Origin of the sequence: Sphingomonas sp. CFBP 8760, assembly GCF_014841615.1 — a bacterium.
Taxonomy (GTDB): Bacteria; Pseudomonadota; Alphaproteobacteria; order Sphingomonadales; family Sphingomonadaceae; genus Sphingomonas.
In genome coordinates, this window is the sequence record NZ_JACYUG010000008.1 from 1 (window position 1) to 18,125 (window position 18,125).

Below are 18,125 nucleotides of genomic sequence, written 5' to 3' on the forward strand. Positions count from 1 at the left end.
TGAATCACAAGCTGCTGAAATCGCTCAACTCAATTTTCGGTCGGGCTCTCAGATGTCTGCGTGACGTCCAAGTGCCAGATCATGGTGCGGACGATACTGCCCGTTTTATCGCGCGCGCCGCCGAAACGTTCCAAATGACAGCCGGTACGCATGACCTGACACCAGACGTCTTCGACAAGAAGCCGCCCGAACATTGCGATGTCCCAACGTTGTTGGCTTCTGTCAAAGCAACAGGACAGGTTTCGCCGATCCGGCGTTGAAGCTACCAGAAGCAGCCTCCGTTCGAGGTGTGCAACAAGGAAGATTGCATGGGCGAGTTCACCGACAAGGCAGCAGCAGCAGGCAACAAGGTCGCTGGAAGCGTCAAGGAGGCGATCGGCAAGGGCACCGATAACGAACACCTCGAGGCCAAGGGCAAGGCCCAGCAGCTCAAGGGTACCGGCCAGGACGTTAAGGGCAGCGTCAAGGGCGCTCTGGGCGACGAGATTTAAGAAGTTTCCCGTCCTGCGGCCGTCGAGTAGTCGGCGGTCGCAGGATGCGTCTTATTACATGGCAGCGTGACGATCACACGAAGTCCGGGGTGGTTGTCTTTCAGACGCATGGCACCACCATGCGCGGCACTAATCGCAGCTACGAGGTTCAAACCGAGGCCATGACCGTCGTCACGCTCGCGGTCGAGTCTGGCGAAGCGTTGCACGGCGCGTTCCCGATCCTGTTCATGAATACCCAGGCCATCGTCAGCCACCTCCAGGGTAGCACCATCGTCGGTCTGCGTCAGACTAAGAGCGCCTAACAGAACCGTATGATCTGATTGATGGTGATGATGCTGGCGGCGAGGGAGGTGAAGGCCTCGTAGATATCGCTTCGTCGTTCGTGGCGGATCGGGATGCGACGGAAACGGTTGAACCATGCATGGGTGCGCTCGACGACCCAGCGGTGCCTGCCGAGGCGTTCGCCGGTATCGACGCCGCGTCGGGCGATGCGTGGGGTGATGCGTGGGGTGATACCACGGGCGCGACACTCCTGCCGCCGTGCGCGGGCATCATAGGCCTTGTCGGCGTGCAGTTTGGCTGGTCTTTGCCTGGGTCGCCCATGTTGGCCGCGCAGTGGTGGGATGGCATCGAGGGTGGATGCCATCATCACACTGTCGTGGCGGTTGGCGCCGGTCAGCCGGAACCCGAGTGGCGTGCCGCGGGCATCGGTGACGAGATGGCGCTTCGTGCCCGGTTTGCCCCGATCTGTCGGGTTCGGACCTGTCGCGCATCCCCCTTTTTGGCGGGCACCGTCGCACTGTCCAGCGCGGCCCGCGACCAGTCGATCTGCCCTGCGGCATGAAGCCGCTCCAGCAGTAGCCGGTGCAGCTTTGCCCATATCCCTGCAGCCTGCCAGTCGCGCAGCCGCCGCCAGCACGTCATCCCCGAACCGCAGCCCATCTCCGCAGGCAGCATCTCCCACGGTATTCCCGAGCGCAGCACGAACACGATGCCAGTCAGCACCGCACGCGCCGGCACCATCGGCCGGCCACCCTTCGGGCGCGGTCGCTCAGGCGGCAGCAAAGGCTCGATCGTCGTCCATAACTCGTCCGGTATCAGCGTCTTGGCCATAGTCCAAAGTTTGGAACTGATACGTAACGCTTCAAGGTTCTGTTAGGCGCTCTTAATCGGTGCCGTCGCCTCGCCAAGGACTGGGAAGCCTTCATCGCTTCGTCCGAAGCCTGGATGGTCGTCTCATCCATCAGGCGAATGACGCGTCGTATCGCCAAACTCAAATTATGAGGCGGGCTCCTAGACGTTGTAAACCTGCACCAATGACGAGAAGACTTTGCCTCAAGTACAGGTAATATTCATAATTATTGCGCTCATCTTGGTAAGAAATAACTATGCAAAACGCAAAGCTAAGCTATCAATGATCGGAGTGCTGGGCTTGATAGGCCATCCGGCGGCAGGCGCAAATTTTGCATAAGTCGCGGCGCCGTACATTCAAAGCATCTCACGGCCGATCAGGATTGCATCTACTGGCGTACTGCCGCTCAGAGGGGCGACCTTACCACTTTTCCGGTGGTGTACTGTTTTTGCGATGCATCCACGCCATAGAGTGCTTGGGCACAAGGGGGCGGCCAGAGCGTGATGGATCGCACCAAATTCTCCACGGTTGCAGGATGCCGATATTGCCGCCTCGTTTTATTGGGTCTTAAACTCATCAGATTTGCCATATGTTTGAGAGACATATCAAAAAAATCGGCATTCGAAGAGATAATTGGCAGATTTAATATATTTCCCTACTCGGCAGTTTGTTCTGCAAAATAAATTTTACCATCAAATTTTTCTATTTGGGACAATTAAGACTGAAAATGCTGCGTTATAAAGTACTGGCGATAGTATATAGCGGTGGAGGGGAATAAAGGTCGCGAGGGGGCGCCATGGCAGATCGCAAAAATAACGTAGGATTCCTGAGGCTTGTGCTTGCCTGCGCCGTCATTGTCGGTCATGCGCCGGAAATGATTGACGGAAATGTCAGCAGAGAGCCGCTTGCCACGCTAACTAGCGTTCTTACCTTGGGTAGCGTTGCCGTCGATGGCTTCTTTTTGCTCAGCGGCTATTTAATTACCGCAAGCATGACCCGTTCGACCCCATTGCGGTACCTTAGTCGCCGGGTGATGCGGATTTATCCGGCTTTCATCGTAGCTTCTCTTATTAGCATATTTATACTAGGGCCGTTAGTTGGTGCTCAAGTATCGGGGGCATTGCCAAAGGCAATTGCTAAAATAGCATTTCTACGACAGCCCGATTACTATATAGGCCAATTCCCCGGCTTGAAACACTATCCGCTGTTGAATGGTGCGATGTGGACGATCGCCTATGAATTCCGCTGCTACCTGCTTGTCTTCGCGTTGGGGATATGTGGTGTCTTACGAAAGCCAGGGATGATGATGGCAATCACTTTGGTTGTACTCGGCCTGTTCGCTGCACTGGGCATCAAACCGTTCGCTACCTCGCTGGCGGAATGGGGAGATCATGGGGCTATAAAACTGCTGATTGGTGATCCGACGCAGGTCATTCGCCTTACCAGTGCATTTCTGGTTGGCTCCTGCTTATGGGTGCGAGGCGATGGCCGAACGCCGCAGATCAGCGGCAATGTCGCTGCCATATCCGCGATGGCGATGGTCGTCACCATCGTCGCTGTCCCGGTGATGGGGGAGGTCGCGGTACTGACTTTGGGTGCAGTGGGCCTGTTCTGGGCATCGTTCCGGGCGAACTTAGGTGTGTTGCAAACGATTAATGACCGGTGGGACATCAGTTACGGTACGTATCTCTATGGATGGCCTATCGCGACGTACATCCGATGGGCCTACCCCTCGATTGATCCCTGGACATTGGCCGCCAGTACTGTTCCGCTGGCCCTCATCGCAGGGGCGGTAAGCTGGCATCTCATCGAGGCGCCTACGAAGGATATTCGTTTGTTCAGGCGTCTGACGTCGTGGCAACGGCAGAGTCTGGTGGGTTAAATTGTCGCCATTCCCTCTTGATTTAACATTCCCTCTTGATTTAAAAGGTGTGTGTCAGCCAATCGATCCTGACGCCGAGCAGGTGGTCAATAAAAATATATTCGCTGGCACACGTGACAGATTTCCTTGCAGGAAATGTTCACCGAAACTGATCGCAGGTCGGCTTTTTATACGGGGGGAACAGGCTGATCCCTTGAAAAGGTCTTCTCCCCGCGCCGGTTGAGAATTACCCGCCGGTGGCAGCTCGCCAGGTGTTTAGTCCCGGCATCTGGTGGATCGGATCGATGATGAACCGGTTTGGCTCTGACTTCCAGATCTTGGCGATGTACTCGTAGGGTGTGAGGCCGCTGAGCGTCTTGAGCCGGCGGGCGAAGTTGTAGGCCGCCATGAAGTCGGCGAGGTGCGTCCGGAGCTGGTCATGATTTTCGTCGTGGAAGCGTTTGACGGTCGCCTCCTCGATGGTGCGGTTCATCCGCTCGACCTGTCCGTTGGTCCACGAGTGATCTTCCCTCGGTTTGACGGACACCGATGATAGGCTCTGCGGAGTCAGGAGGTGTATGGTGGCGATTACGACAAAGCGTCGGTTCACGGACGAGTTCGAGCGCGAAGCGGTTGCGCTGTGGGAGACGAGGGGTCGGATGCAGGCCGAGGTAGCGGCCGAGTTGGGAATCATGCCGACGATGGTGCGTCGTTGGCAGCGCGAGTTGGGGGATGGCAGCGCTGTGCCGGCAAGCCCGGCGGCGAAGCCGCCAGTATCGCCGCTGGCGTCGCCAGCGGATCAGGCGTCGGAGATCGCGCGGCTGCGGCGCGAGCTGGACCGGGCGCGGTGGTTGCCGCCAGTATCTTGCCGCGAAACTTCAGCGCAGGCTTGCCGTGAGAAGTGCCACAGTCGACGCCAGACTAATTCTTGCCGGCCGCGATGATGGCGGGCCAATCCGTTACCGCATTTTTCCCACAGCCGGATGGTCCGGGAACCTCATGTAAACGCGCCGGCTTCCTGTACCCGGTCAGACGTCAAGACGAAGTCCCTCGGCATAGGGCCGAACCGACCGGCTACGACACGGTCACGATGTTGTCGTCTCCATCCCGATCGATATATTTGTTATAGGGGTCGATGCCGACGAAAGCAGGTTTGCGGGCGGTGACGATCCGCACCTCCTGCACGCCGTTACGGATCGGCTTTTGCTCCATCGCAAGAACGTCGGCGCGGGAAAAGCCTCCGAAACCCGGCCGCGCCGTGAATGCCCCGACATCGAACCGGCCGGCGAGGGGAACCGGCTTCTCATTCCCTTGGCCATCGGCGACAAACTTGGTCGCGTCCACCGTCAGCAGCGTCTCCCAGCGACCGTCCGGCAACCTGCGTGTCGCGGCGGACTTCGCCTTCAGGTCCCACAAGGTGATCCGCTCGAACAGATCCGCGACCAGCGTGCGTTCCTCCGCATCGCGTGCCAGCGAGGCGAAACCGGCGATCAGATCGGTGGAGCGTGGATAGGGCGCCCCCCGGAAACGATAGCGGTCGAGCAGCCTGGCAAGCATCCGGTTGACCCGATCCTCGCCCAGCCGGTCCTGCAACAGGTACAGCGCCAGCGAACCTTTGTTGTAATGGATATATGCCTGGTTCTCCACCCGCATTAGCGGTAGTTCCTCCACCGCCTCACCGCGGCGGCCACGGAGATAGTTGTCGAGTTCGTATTTCAGGAATCGGCGGATTTTGTCGGGGCCGTAGAGCTGCTTCATCACCATCAGTGCCGAATATTGCGCCATGGTTTCCACCCATAGCGTACCGCCCTGCATGTCGGCGCTGATGACTTGATGGGCCCAGTACTGATGGGCGATTTCGTGTGCGGTGACATAGGTGACGTAATCGACGCTGTCCGCCGAGCGCGCATCGGCGATGAAGCCGATCCGTTCCGAATAGGGGATCGTCCCGGCGAATGCCTGCGCATAAGTCGAATAGCCGGGATATTCGACGATCCGGGCATAATCGAACTGATAGGGGCCGAAATTGGCGCGATAATAGCCGAGCGCGGCCTGCATCGCGCCAAGCATCCTGTCGACGTTATAGGGGTGGTGCGGATCGTAATGGACCGACAGCCGGACGCCGTCCGCCATCCGCGTCTTCTCCGCATAGCGTGCGGACTGGATCGAGAAAAAGGCGAGGATCGGCCTGTCCGAGACGAAACGTGCAGTGCGGCGGCCATCGGCGATCGTATCCTTCACCTTGCGGCCGGGGGCGATCGGGACCTGATCGGCATCGGTCGTCAACGTGATGTCCGACCGGACCCAGTCCGCATGGACATAGTTGCGCCACTGCGCCGCGCGATCCTCCAGCTTGGCGAGGCGCAGTTCGGCAGGCAGCCCCTGCTTGCGGCGCTTGGCGCGATCCTGCAGCAGGCCGTCCCGGTCCATCCCGATGACGGGAGCGAACTCATAGTTGTTCAGAAAGGTGCCGTTGCCGACCAGTCGGGTGTCGTCGGTATTGGCGGCGAAGCCCCGCACCGCCCGTTCGGTACGGAAGCGCAGCGTGCCGGTCGCGCCCGACGCCAGTGCCCGGTCGAAGCGATAGATGCGGTACTGATAATCGGCATCGATCATCACCGCACGGGCGCCGGGGACCACCACGTCGGTCAGGCGCGTCCGATCGTCCTGCATCCGCAGGTGGAGATCGCGAAGGGGCGCGCCGGTATCGTTGACGAACGTAAAACTGCCATCCGCTGTCATCCGCAATGCCGCGGGATAAAGCGCGACGTTCAGCCGGATCGCGGTGAGCGTCGGCTGACGCAGCGCGGCATAGCGGAGATATTTACGCTCGAACGCCGCGAGACGGGCTTCCTGCTCCGGCTCGCTGCGATAGGTGTTGAGTACATCCATCTGGCGATAGGCGTAGGTGCCGCTCGCAACGATCACGACCGATGCCGCCGCGATCAGGATGCCGGGCATACCCACCAGCCGCCGTGGTACGCGCCTCAGGCGATGCGCGAGCTTCACATCGGTGCCGCGCCGCCAGAGCAGGTGCGCGCCCACCGCTAGGATCAATGCCCAACCGGTCCAATACAGCCTCAACCACCAGCCGCGCGCGCCGCCGATCGCATCGCCGTTCATGTCCGACAGCTTGGTCGAGCCTACGGAGCCGTACAAATAGAGCGGATGCTCCCAGCCGATCGTCGTGAAGACGCTGGTCGCGACGAAATAGACGACCATCACCGCCCAGCCGAGATATTTGTTGGGGCTGATGGACTGGATGAACACGGCGAGGACGGCGATCAGGACGAAGTCGATCGTCAACGGCGCCACGTACCAGGCGAGATATTCATCCAGACGGAGATCGGTGATGCCGCGTGATAGTTGCACGACGATCGCCGCCAGCATCGATACCAGCAGGGCCGTCACCAGCACGCCTGCGACCGCCAGCGTCTTGGGCACCATATAGGCCCAATTCGGCAGGGCGGTGGCATCGACGATCTCGTTCATGCCACGCTCGCGGTCCCGCCATACCAGCTCGCCCGCATAGTAGATGGCGATGATGAGCGGCATGATTGCGAACGCGCCGGTCAGCTGGTCGATGATCGCGAAGGTCAGCGGATAGGTGGGTGTGCCGTATTGCTCGCCCGAGGACAGCAGTCGGGCGACGGCATTGGCAAGGCCGATCGCCATCATGATGGCGAAGCCGGGGCTGCGGAAGATCAGCGCCATCTCGAACCGGGTCCGCGCGACCAGCTGCGTCCACCCCGCCTTGTCCGGCGTGGTCGACGGCAGTATCGCGACGACTTCGGCTTCGCGCGCGGCGAGCTTTATCGCACGGCGTTGCTGGCGGCGGAGCAGTCGCTTCGACGCCCCCCGTTCGGCGAACGAGAAGCGGGCATAGGCGATGGCCAGTGCGATAGCCCCGATCGACAGACATATCATCCGGTTGATGACCAGAATGCCGGTGAAGATCGGCATGCCCCCATTCGCATCGGCCGCCGTCCAGTAACGGGTGATCCAGCCGAACGCGGCACCGCCGAACGGCTCGACATAGGCGATCGTCTCGCGCCATTCGGGTTTGCCGGCCGCAACCCCCATCAGCGAGGAATAGCATATGATGAAGACGACGACGGCTAGATAGCTGTACGTCATCGATCGGGTGGTCGTCGCCACCGCGAAGAACACGGCAGCGGTCAGGAACAGGTTGGGCAGGGCAAGAAGCGCATAGGCGTAGAGATAATCGCCCAGCCGGTTCGGGCCGAGCGTTTCCGGATCGACCCACGGCATCAGCGAGCCGAGCCAGATCGCCGACGGCACGGCCAGAAAGGCGATGGCCGCCGCGGCGAAGGCACCGGTGAAGCGGGCAAGCAGGTACGATGCCTTGGTGACGGAGGTCGAGCGCACCATCGCGCCGAATCCACTCTCGTCATCGCGCACCACCACGTTCGAGACGAACGCGGTCGTCACGAACATGAAGAAAATCGACATGACGATATGCGTGCGCGCCAGCGCGGTTGCGGCGTTCTTGTGGACGTTGCCGCCGCTGCCGATCTGGATCTGGTCGATCGTCATCGAACCGAAAGCCAGCAGGAAGAACAGGATCGTGACGACCCAGAAGACGGGGTTCCTTAGCTGGTAGCGCAACTCGAACCCGGCGATCGCGGCGAACATGGCCGGTCAGCCTGCGACAGGGGCGGCGGGGGTACGGCGCGAGCTGGCGAGGGTGGAAAAATATACGTCCTCCAGCCCACCGGTCGCCGGATGGAAGCCGTCGCCCGGATCATGGTCGGCGAGGATGTGGATGATGGTGCGACCGGCAAAAAGCCGGGTGGAGATGACCTCGTGGTTCGTCCGTGCGTTATCGAGTTCGTCGCGCCCGATCGTCTTCGCCCATATATTGCCGCGGGTGCGGTCGATCAGGTCGAGTGGCGCCCCTTGCAGCTGGATGCGCCCGGCAGCGAGTACCGCCATGCGTGGGCACAGATCGGCGACATCCTCGACGATATGGGTCGACAGGATCACTACGACGTTCTCGCCGATCTCGGCCAGTAGGTTCAGGAAGCGATTGCGCTCCTCCGGATCGAGTCCGGCGGTAGGCTCGTCGACGATGATGAGGCGCGGGTTGCCGATCAGCGCCTGGGCGATGCCGAAGCGCTGACGCATACCACCCGAGAAGCCCGCGATCGCCTTTTTGCGGTGTACCCAGAGGTTGGTCTGCGCAAGCAATGTCTCCACCGTCGCGCGCCGGTCGGCGGCAGAGACGATGCCTTTCAGCACCGCCATATGGTCGAGCATGTCGTAGGCGGATACGCGCGGATAAACGCCAAAATCCTGCGGCAGATAGCCGAGTGTCTCCCGCAATCGTTCCGGCTGGGCGATCACGTCGATGTCTTCGAACCGGATCGTTCCGTCAGTCGGCGTCTGCAACGTCGCTACCGTGCGCATCAACGTCGACTTGCCGGCACCGTTGGGGCCAAGCAGCCCGAACATTCCCGTCGGGATCGACAGCGACACATCGTCGAGCGCACGCGTGCCGTTGGCGTAGACATGGCTTACGCCGATAAGTTCGAGCATCTGGTCCCCCCGGATATCCGGGCAAACTACATGGTCGTATCGGTGGCGCAACGTATAAACATCGGATCAGACGAGCGCGGCCATCCGGTCGCGCCAGGCATCGGGCAATGCCACAGGCCGCCGCGTGGCGCGATCGACATAGACATGGGTGAAGCCGGCCTCCGCGGCGGCATCGTCGATACCCGCCACGAACGCGCCTAGGCGATAGGTCACGCTCGACGTACCGAGCCGGTCTATCGCCAGCCCGATCTCTACCGGATCGGGATAGCTGATCGATCGCGCATAACGACAGCGCGTCTCGACGACGAGCCCGATCGGGTCGCCCGTCGCCACGTCGAGCAGCCCCGCCTCGATCAGCCAGGCGTTCACTGCGGTATCGAACCAGTGATAATAGATCGCATTGTTGACGTGGCCATAGGCGTCGTTGTCGCTCCAGCGCGTCGTGATCGTCCGCCACCAGCGATAGGTCGCACGTTGTCGCAGCGCCACGTGTGTCATGATGGTCCCCCGTTCCAGGCCGTTTCGATACTCACCACCGGCCACCGTTGCCGTTAATCGGGGCAGCATCTTGCCACCAGCGGTATTCGGCTTCACGGTATGCCGATATTCCGCGACCGAGAGAGTATCTAGCGATGAAGATCGAGGCTGCGGTACTGCGGCGCCGGGGTGCGGCCTACCCCTACGCAAAAAGCCGGCCGCTGGCGATCGAGACGATCGACCTCGATCCCCCCGGCCGAGGGGAGGCGCTGGTGCGGATAGCGGCGGCGGGGCGAACGGGGCCGGCACGTTGCTGGGCGGCCCGACAAGGCTGGGCGACGGGGACGGCATGATCCATCATCATCTCGGCTGCTCCGCCTTCGCCACCCACGCCGTCGTCTCGCGCCGTTCGCTGGTGAAGATCGATCCAGCGTTACCGCTGGCCGAGGCGGCACTGTTCGGCTGTGCGGTCCTGACCGGGGTCGGGGCGGTGGTAAACACCGCGCGCGTCACCGCCGGTCAATCGGTGGCGGTCGTGGGGCTGGGTGGCGTGGGCCTTGCGGCGGTACTCGGGGCGGTGGCGGCGGGGGCGTCGCGGATCGTGGCGGTCGATCTGCTGGAGGACAAGCTGGCATTGGCGCGGCATCTCGGTGCGACCGATACGGTGATGGCGGCAGGCGATACGGCGGCGGCGGTCCGCGCGCTGACCGATGGCGGGTGCGACGTGGTCGTGGAGATGGCGGGATCGGTGCGCGCGCTGGCGGCGGCGGTGGCGATGACCCGGCGTGGCGGCATCACCGTCACCGCGGGGTTGCCCCCGGCCGGAACGGCGCTGCCGGTCGACATCGTATCCCTCGTCGCCGAGGAACGGACGCTGAAGGGCAGCTATATCGGCACCTGCGTGCCCGCGCGCGATATCCCCCGCTATGTCGCGCTCTATCGCGCGGGGCGATTGCCGGTCGATCGCTTGGTGAACGGATATCTGACCCTGGCCGATATCAACGAAGGGTTCGATCGATTGCAGGAAGGGCACGCGGTACGGCAGATCGTCAGAATGACGCCATGAAGCGTGAGGTCTTTCTCGGGATAGACTTTTCCGGTGGAGCGGCGGCGTGGCGACCGCGGTGCTCCCGACCGTCGGTGTGGATCGCCACTGTCGAGGTGGCCGATCGTCCGCGGTTGATCGACGTGGTGCCGGTACAGGCGCTTGCCGGTTCCGGTAAACCGTTCGATCGGCTGGTGCAGTTGCTCCGGTCCGGCGATCATGTCGCGGCCGGCATCGATGCGCCGTTCAGCCTGCCGGCGCGACACCTGCCGCCGGGTGGGCATCGCGGTCTGCTGTCGACGGTAGCGACCCTACCCGACGCACCGGATCGACCATTTCCGTCCGGCGCATCGCTGGTCGCCCTCGCCGCAGCGGTCGCGCCGATCGAAACCGCAAAACCCCTTCGCACCACAGAAAGACACTGGTCATCGCGCGGCGTGAATACCCGGTCAACCTTATGGAATGGTCCCCGCGGCGGCGCGCCGTTCACCGCAGCGTGTCTTACCCTGCTGACCCGTGTGGGGCGGCCGTGTTGGCCTTGGGCGATCGGCTCCGGAATGCTGGTCGAAAGTTTCCCCGCCGCCCAATTGCGGGCATGGTGCCTGTCGCACACTGGCTATGCCGGGCGTGACCAGCGGGCCGCACGCCGGATCATCCTCGACGGACTGACCCACCGCATCGGCATCAGTCATGCGCAGACGGGGCTGCTGCTCGACCATCCCGATGCGCTCGATGCGGTGCTGGCCGCCTTCGGAGCGATCGCGGCATCCACCAATGGTCCGCCGGCGGTGGCGCCGCCCGATGGCCTGATCTCCGTCATGGATGGCTTGATGGCGGTATAAGCCATTGCATTTTTAGAAAAGTTTTACCTCCACCAGTCGCATCGCGCGATTGGGCTGCTGGTCGAACAGGATGCGGATCTGGCTGGTGGTCGCCGGCTTCCAGCGGACATGGGTGATGCCGTTGGCCAAGGGCCGATCGCCGACCGCCGGCAGATCGTACCATCCGCTGCCATTCCAGGCCTGCATGCGATAGCTGACGGGGACCGCAAAACGACCGCCATCGGCAAAAAAGGCGAGTTCGGCTCGCGTCAGCGCGGTGGGCTTGCCGAAGTCGATCGCATACCATTGCTGCCGCGCCTTCGGGTCGGATGACCAGCCATTGCCCAGTTCCGGGAAAAACCAGACCCGTCCATCGATCGCGTCGTGGACGTTTTCCGGATCGGTGGCGGACGAGGTGCTGCCCTTCGGAAAGTCGCCGCGTTTCAATTGCACCGCGCGATCGATCGGTCTTACGATCGGCGGGGGCGCCAGACGCGTAATAGGTACCGTCAACCGGCCCATGGTCGATCGATGCGCGACCTCGCGCCCGTCGATTTCGATCGCCAGTCCTGCGGCCCGCCCGTAATGTCGGCCGTCCGCGTCCCAGGTCACGGCGATGCGATGGCCGTGATACGGCACATCCTGCACCCTGAACCATGACAGCGACTGGGGATCGCCCGTCGGCGGGAGAATGGGATTCACCTCCAGCATGTCATCGGCACGAGGGCGGATACCGACCAGCCCGCCGAGGATCAGATCGACATAGCCGGAATGGAAGTAATGATGGCTGCGCGCCAATCCGACCAGCGGCCTGCCGGTGTCAGGAAAATAATCCTCCTCGATGTCGAGCAATTCACCCTGATAATGCAGCTGCGTGTACTGCCGCAGCAGCCGCGTATAGTCGGATGGGGTTACCACGGTCTGCCGATAATGATCGAGCAGGTTCGCCAGACCCAGCAGGACCTGCGTCGTCTGGAACGGCCAGACTGGACCGTTCCACTGGCATTCCCGCAAGCCCCCGGCGAACGTGCCGCCTTCGTAGCGGTACTGCCGCATGTAATGCTCGTAGCTTGGCTCGACGGTACGCATCCCCGCCGGACCGCCGAGTTCGTCGGGCGATATCAAGTGCGACCAGGCGGTGGCATAGGCCGGATCGTCGTCCACCATGTCGAACGCCCAGGGAACATAGCCGACGAGCTCACGGCCGCGGATCGGCTGCCAGTACGTCACGAACGGCGTGGTCCGCTGATGCCGGTCGATGAAGTGCCGGAGGGCCGGACTCCACAGATCGCGCTGGAACGTCGTCTTCAGCGTCGCGGCACGGTTGTCGAACGTCGCCGCGGTGGCACCGTCGTTCGCCAGCCGCGCGATGCCGGCGATCGCGCGGGCATTGGCGAACATGTACGCGTTGATCGATGGCCGGAACGCCTGACCACCGAAGAAGCCGTCCAGCCCGCCCGATGCATCGATCGATGCGATCGTATATTCCGTCGCATCGGCGAGCGGTTCGGTCCAGTACAGTCCCTTGCCGCGATCGAGATGATCGTCCCACTGATCGTACAGACGGCGCATGGCCGGCAGATGCCGCGTCGCACCGTCCCGATCGCCATCGACCAGATAGCGCCCCCAGACGGAATCAGCCATATAATCGGTGAAGTGGCGGTCGTTGCCCCCGTTATACATGTGGGCGATGTAATCGTCGGCATAGCGCCTATCGCGCAGCCAGCGCCCTTCGCCGATGTGGAAGCCGGTGGCATCGTTCAGGCTCGCCCAGGGTTCCAGTTGCCATGATACGTCGTCGAGGAACTCGGTCGAGATGAACCCTCGCACGCCCAGATCGCGCTGATGCGCACGGAACAGCGACCAGCGGTAATAATAGACCGCGTCGATCCGTCGATCTGCGGATTCGAAGAAGGGAATACGACCTTCATACCATGGCGCATCGTTGCCGAACCGGGTCACGGCGATGCGATGCGTATCCATCGCGGGAAGGGCCGCGGACGACGGGGGCGTCGTCCCGATCAGCAGCGTGGCCGCCGTCGACAGGATCGCGGCCAGCCGTCGTGTCCGGTGTCGGATCATGTCGTTCTCTCCCCCTCGATCACCGTCACCGGTCTGGCCATCATGGTATGACCGGTTCGGCAACGGCGTCGCCAGTGATGGGACAGAACCCGACCATGACGGTCATCGTCCATCTAGTCCTACATATCCAGCGTCGCTCGGGCTTGTAAACGGGAAAGCGGCCGCCGTCGGGAAGTCCCACCGCCAAGTCGTCAGGTAGCCGTCCGGTCGAGAAAGGCTCGGCAGGCGGCATGATCCTCGGCAAGACGGTACAAGGCCTGCTGCGCCGGCCCTTCACTGATCGAAGCGGCAAGGCGGCGGCAGCGCCACGCTTCCGCCTCATGGTCGACACCGGGTTTCATCAGCGAGCGAAGATGGTCTGGCGGATCGTCGGTCATGTCCGGCCCTCGGGCAGGTGGCCGGTCCCATAACCGGTCGTCAGCGAGGTACGATGCCCGCGACAGAAAGATGCGAGACGGATCGTGAGCAGACCGCGATCATCGGCACGGGCCGGCGTTTCGAACGGGCGGCTCGCCGCAGCGCTATTGTCTACCGTTTCGATGGGAATTAAATGGGAAGCACGAAGGATCACCGGTGACGGTCGACCACCGACCGATCCTGTTCCTCGGGAGATATGTCATGGGTTCATTCGCACCGCACGAAACCACCCGGCCGACGTTCCTCACCGTGCCCGGCCTCGGCGGGTCAGGCCCCTCGCACTGGCAGACGCTGTGGGAACGCAGCCGGCCGGGTACGATGCGGGCCGATCTCGGGATGTGGCATACGCCCCATCGTAACAGCTGGGTGACTCGGCTTGATCTCGCCATCCGTCAGGCGGAGGCGCCGGTGATCCTCATTGCCCATTCGCTCGGTTGTCTGGCGGTCGCGTGGTGGGCCGAGCTGAGCCCGCAACCCTATGGCTGGCCGGTTGCCGGAGCCTTGCTGGTCGCACCGGCCGATGTAGACCGGGTGGGAGTGCAGGATGAATTACGTGGCTTCGCGCCCAGCCCGCATACGCCGCTGCCTTTTCCATCGATCGTCGTCGCCAGCAATGACGATCCGTGGATCACCATCGACCGGGCACACAGTCTGGCGGCGAACTGGGGCAGTCATTTCATCGATATCGGCGAGCAGGGTCATATCAACGCCGCCAGCGGTCTGGGCATGTGGCCGGAAGGGCAGGAGCTGCTCGACCGGGTCGTCGCGGCGACGATCGATGGTAGCGGCCGGACGCGGACGCCGGGCGATGCCCATGCGATGCTGCGCCGTTCGGACGCTCCCCGGGCCATGTCCGATCCCGCCGATGAACCGTTCGCGACGATGGCACCGGCGGCACTCAGACAAGGCTTTGCCGCCGGTCGCTGAGCCGCGGCGTTACGCCGGGGAGCCGGCGAACATCCTTGGCGAATGGTCCTGACCCTGGGGGTAGAGCCGATCGCGGGCGGCGGCGCGGGCCTGCATCAACGTCCACAAGCCGTGATGCTGCGCGAGCAACTGCCGGGCGCCAAATGCCATCGCTCGCTCCGCCGCCGCGTTTTCGCCCAAGGCCGTGATCGCCGCGGCGGTGACCGCTCCGGGTGGCAGGATCGCATCGGGAAGGGCGATGCCGCAGTCGACCGCCGCCGCGACCAGGATGGCACGCATCGCCTGCCAATCACTGACCAGCGCGGCCACCGCCCCGGTGGCGCAACCCGTCCGGCCGGATGTCGCCAGCGTCGACAACGCATGGCCGATCCCCGTCACGGCGGCTTCGAACGCCGCCTGACCCGGGGTGGAGGGCAGGGGGCCGACCACCGCCGCCAAACGCACCAGCGCCGCCCGTTCACCGGCGAAACCCGCCGCTACCGCCGTCAGCCATGAATCCGCCTCCGGCTGGGCGCGTTGCGCGACCGCCATATCGACCGGGCCGGGTCGGCTGCCGTGGATCAGGCATAGCGCGTGGACGGCATCGGCCAGATCGCGGCGTGACGGCTGCGGGCCCAGCAGATAGCGGAGATGGGCGTGGCGGGCACTGCCCTCCACCGCTACGATCGCTGCCACCAGGCTCGCCGCGTTTGCCGGCCGTTCGCGCGTCACATTATCCAATTCGTCTTCCCTGGCCTGTCACGGCGGGCGGCCCTGCCGCCCCTCTACCCGTAGCCAGTATCGCTATGGCCGGTGCGTAAAGATCGAGTGTATGGCGACCGCGTGCCAAATGGCGCGGCAGGCCCTTGAAGCCGGCCTCCCTGCCCGCGATAAGGCGGGCGCCTCCGCGACGGTGCGGGAGTGACGATCCGCCGGAGAGAGACGGGATGCGCGCATGGATGCTGGGATTTGCCTTGGCCTCGGTAGGGACGGCGGCGATGGCTGCTGACCAGACGGTGCCGGTTTCACAGGCGCCGGCACCTGTGCCGGTACCGCCCGAGACCGCGGATCTGACCCTGTCCCGCGTTTTCGCCAGCCCAGACCTGTCCGGGCAGCAGCCACGCGCGCTCAGACTGTCGCCGGATGGAACCCTGCTGACCAGCCTTCGTCCTCGCCCCGACGATCGCGAGCGGTTCGACCTCTGGGCGACGGATACCAGTACCGGCGCCGAACGGATGCTGGTGGATTCCGCGAAGATCGGTTCGGGCGCAGAACTGTCCGAAGCGGAGAAGATGCAGCGCGAACGGGCAAGGATCGGTGGATCGAAGGGGGTCGTCGCCTATGATTGGGCACCCGACGGCAAATCGATCCTCGTACCGCTGGACGGCGATCTGTACATCGCCACGCTCGACGGCAACGTTCGCCGGCTGACCGACACTCCCGGTGGCGAACTGAACCCCGTCGTCTCGCCCCGCGGCGCTTTCGTCAGCTTCGTGCGTGATCAGAACCTGTTCGTTCAGCCGATCACCGGTGGCGCGGCGCGTGCCCTGACCAAGGGGGAGGGCGGGACCGTCCACTGGGGCGAGGCGGAATTCGTCGCGCAGGAGGAAATGGATCGTCGTACCGGCTATTGGTGGAGCCCCGACGAACGCTATGTCGCCGTCGAACGGTTCGACGAGGCGCCGGTCCACGTCGCCACCCGCGCCGCGATCGGTGCGACGGGCACGAAGGTGTTCGAACAGCGTTATCCCGCTGCGGGTACCCCCAATGTGCTGGTCGAACTATATGTGATGAAGGCCGACGGCACCGGTCAGGTGAAGGTGAATCTGGGGCCGGAACCCGACATCTATCTGGCGCGGGTCGACTGGATGCCGGACGGGTCCGGCCTGCTGGTCCAGCGTCAGTCGCGCGATCAGAAGCGACTCGATATCCTGCGCGTCGATCCCGCGACGGGGCGGGCGACGATCCTGTTTTCGGAAAAGGCGGGCGCAAAAAGCTGGCTTAACCTTTCCGACAGCTATCACGTCCTGCGCGACGGCAGCCTGATCTGGCGGTCCGAACGCAGCGGCTATGGCCACCTCTACCACTTCGCCGCGGGCAAGTGGACGCAGTTGACCAAGGGCGACTGGGTGGTCACCGGGCTGGTCGGTGTCGACGAGGACAAGCGCCGGATTTATTTCACCGGCACGCGCGACGATGTGCTGGAACAGCATCTCTATGCATTGAACATCGCCAAGCCCGGTGACGTGACCCGCCTGACCGAACGGGGTTATACCAACAGCGCGACCATGGATGGATCGGCGACCCGGCTGATCGTGTCGCGCTCCGGCCCCGCCCAGCCTGCCCAGGTCTATCTGGCCGATGCCGATGGCAAGCGGCTGCGCTGGATCAACGAGAATGCGATCGCACCCGGCCACCCCTATTTCCCGCATCTTGCCAGCCACGAACCGACGAAATTCGGCACGATCAAGGCGGCTGACGGTACCACGCTGCACTGGGAGATGATCACCCCCAAGCTGGAGCCGGGCAAGACCTACCCCGTGTTCTTCCAGCATTACGGCGGCCCCGGTACCGGCCAGCAGGTAACGCGTGGCTGGCAGGGGGCGCTGCCGCAGTTCCTCGTCGATCAGGGGTGGATTTTCTTCCAGATCGACAATCGCGGATCGTACAATCGTGGCAAGGCGTTCGAAGACCAGATCTACCACGCGATGGGAACCGTCGAGGTGGCCGATCAATTGGCGGGCGCGAACTATCTGAAGTCGCTGCCGTTCGTGAACCCGGCCAAGATCGCCACCTATGGCTGGTCCTATGGCGGCTATATGTCGATCAAGATGCTGGAAAAGACGCCGGGCGTCTATGCCGCCGCGGTTTCGGGCGCCCCGGTGACCGAATGGTCGCTCTACGATACCCATTATACCGAGCGATATCTGGGTGATCCGCGGCTCGATCCACAAAGCTATGCCGGATCGGCGGCGATCGTCGATGCGGCGAAGATCACCGATCCGCTGTTGCTGATCCACGGAATGGCCGACGACAACGTCTTCCTCGACAATTCGACGGCCTTCGCATCCCAGATGCAGAAGACGGGCACCCCGTTTGAGATGATGTTCTACCCGGGGCAGACCCACCGCGTCGGCGGACCGGGTGTCGGCGAGCATCTGTGGAAGACGATTCTCAACTTCCTCGATCGCACCGTAAAGAACCATACGCTGGTGACGGCAGCGCCGATGCCGGACCTGAATGCCGCGCCGGCGGAACCGGCGACCAATACCGTCTCCAAGTAAAGCTTGGCTGGTCAGCCGCGCTGTCGCCGATTAGGGCGGCGCGGCAATCG

Annotated in this window: 15 protein-coding genes and 4 pseudogenes; 10 read left to right on the forward strand and 9 right to left on the reverse strand. The window is 63.0% G+C overall.

Translation table 11 applies throughout. The features are described from left to right. Both IFT82_RS20560 and IFT82_RS11315 read left to right on the forward strand, forming a co-directional pair. The coding region (locus tag IFT82_RS20560; protein ID WP_207105783.1) for a hypothetical protein at positions 1-260 on the forward strand (260 nt) is incomplete at its 5' end. 48 nt (positions 261-308) lie between these two features. Further along, on the forward strand, positions 309-491 hold the full coding sequence (locus tag IFT82_RS11315) for a CsbD family protein (protein WP_192126767.1): 183 nt from the start codon (positions 309-311) through the stop codon (positions 489-491). On the opposite strand, the gene IFT82_RS20900 is transcribed toward IFT82_RS11315, so the two are convergent. Further along, positions 488-745 (reverse strand): ATP-binding protein, encoded by a 258-nt coding sequence (locus IFT82_RS20900; protein ID WP_192126770.1) that lies wholly within the window; start codon positions 743-745, stop codon positions 488-490. The genes IFT82_RS11315 and IFT82_RS20900 overlap by 4 nt on opposite strands. 44 nt (positions 746-789) lie before the next feature. After that, positions 790-1,604, reverse strand: a pseudogene (locus IFT82_RS11325) (IS5 family transposase). Positions 1,605-1,655: 51 nt separating this feature from the next. Here IFT82_RS11325 and IFT82_RS20905 point away from each other — a divergent pair. Continuing rightward, positions 1,656-1,775, forward strand: a pseudogene (locus IFT82_RS20905) (IS5/IS1182 family transposase); the annotation flags it as partial. Between the two features lie 644 nt (positions 1,776-2,419). Continuing rightward, positions 2,420-3,505, forward strand: a complete 1,086-nt coding sequence (locus tag IFT82_RS11330; protein WP_192126773.1) for an acyltransferase family protein — start codon at positions 2,420-2,422, stop codon at positions 3,503-3,505. A 226-nt stretch (positions 3,506-3,731) separates the two neighbouring features. Here IFT82_RS11330 and IFT82_RS11335 read toward each other — a convergent pair. Further along, positions 3,732-4,010, reverse strand: a pseudogene (locus IFT82_RS11335) (integrase core domain-containing protein); the annotation flags it as partial. A gap of 52 nt (positions 4,011-4,062) precedes the next feature. On the opposite strand from IFT82_RS11335, the pseudogene IFT82_RS11340 reads away from it, so the two are divergent. Beyond that, positions 4,063-4,332: pseudogene (locus IFT82_RS11340) on the forward strand (transposase); the annotation flags it as partial. Between the two features lie 226 nt (positions 4,333-4,558). Here the strand turns inward: IFT82_RS11340 and IFT82_RS11345 are convergent. The 3 genes from IFT82_RS11345 to IFT82_RS11355 form a co-directional block, all read right to left on the reverse strand. Then, complete coding sequence (locus IFT82_RS11345; RefSeq protein WP_192126778.1) at positions 4,559-8,140, reverse strand: ABC transporter permease/M1 family aminopeptidase; 3,582 nt, start codon at positions 8,138-8,140, stop codon at positions 4,559-4,561. Between the two features lie 6 nt (positions 8,141-8,146). Beyond that, positions 8,147-9,043 carry an ABC transporter ATP-binding protein gene (locus IFT82_RS11350; RefSeq protein WP_192126780.1) on the reverse strand — a complete coding sequence of 299 codons (897 nt, stop codon included), beginning with the start codon at positions 9,041-9,043 and terminating at the stop codon, positions 8,147-8,149. A gap of 66 nt (positions 9,044-9,109) precedes the next feature. Further along, on the reverse strand, positions 9,110-9,541 hold the full coding sequence (locus IFT82_RS11355) for an acyl-CoA thioesterase (RefSeq protein ID WP_192126781.1): 432 nt from the start codon (positions 9,539-9,541) through the stop codon (positions 9,110-9,112). A 134-nt stretch (positions 9,542-9,675) separates the two neighbouring features. Between IFT82_RS11355 and IFT82_RS20910 the strand changes: the two genes are divergently transcribed. From IFT82_RS20910 to IFT82_RS11365, 3 genes are all read left to right on the forward strand, one after another. Next, positions 9,676-9,873 (forward strand): hypothetical protein, encoded by a 198-nt coding sequence (locus tag IFT82_RS20910; protein WP_244646695.1) that lies wholly within the window; start codon positions 9,676-9,678, stop codon positions 9,871-9,873. After that, complete coding sequence (locus IFT82_RS11360; RefSeq protein ID WP_244646696.1) at positions 9,870-10,586, forward strand: zinc-binding dehydrogenase; 717 nt, start codon at positions 9,870-9,872, stop codon at positions 10,584-10,586. The genes IFT82_RS20910 and IFT82_RS11360 overlap by 4 nt, the downstream gene beginning before the upstream one ends. A gap of 95 nt (positions 10,587-10,681) precedes the next feature. Further along, complete coding sequence (locus IFT82_RS11365; RefSeq protein WP_207105784.1) at positions 10,682-11,407, forward strand: DUF429 domain-containing protein; 726 nt, start codon at positions 10,682-10,684, stop codon at positions 11,405-11,407. Positions 11,408-11,419: 12 nt separating this feature from the next. Here the strand turns inward: IFT82_RS11365 and IFT82_RS11370 are convergent, their stop codons facing one another. Further along, positions 11,420-13,468 (reverse strand): MGH1-like glycoside hydrolase domain-containing protein, encoded by a 2,049-nt coding sequence (locus tag IFT82_RS11370; RefSeq protein WP_192126785.1) that lies wholly within the window; start codon positions 13,466-13,468, stop codon positions 11,420-11,422. Between the two features lie 191 nt (positions 13,469-13,659). Then, positions 13,660-13,845: a hypothetical protein gene (locus IFT82_RS11375; protein ID WP_192126786.1), complete on the reverse strand. Its 186-nt coding sequence runs from the start codon at positions 13,843-13,845 to the stop codon at positions 13,660-13,662. 241 nt (positions 13,846-14,086) lie between these two features. Here IFT82_RS11375 and IFT82_RS11380 point away from each other — a divergent pair, with 241 nt between their 5' ends. Then, positions 14,087-14,812, forward strand: coding sequence for an RBBP9/YdeN family alpha/beta hydrolase (locus IFT82_RS11380; protein WP_192126788.1), 726 nt, complete (start codon positions 14,087-14,089; stop codon positions 14,810-14,812). Between the two features lie 9 nt (positions 14,813-14,821). Here the strand turns inward: IFT82_RS11380 and IFT82_RS11385 are convergent, their stop codons facing one another. Further along, positions 14,822-15,487 carry a DUF6975 family protein gene (locus IFT82_RS11385; protein WP_342355103.1) on the reverse strand — a complete coding sequence of 222 codons (666 nt, stop codon included), beginning with the start codon at positions 15,485-15,487 and terminating at the stop codon, positions 14,822-14,824. A 302-nt stretch (positions 15,488-15,789) separates the two neighbouring features. Between IFT82_RS11385 and IFT82_RS11390 the strand changes: the two genes are divergently transcribed. Next, the gene (locus IFT82_RS11390) at positions 15,790-18,075 is read left to right on the forward strand and encodes a S9 family peptidase (protein ID WP_244646698.1); all 2,286 of its coding nucleotides are present in this window, start codon (positions 15,790-15,792) and stop codon (positions 18,073-18,075) included. Positions 18,076-18,125 lie beyond the last annotated feature (50 nt).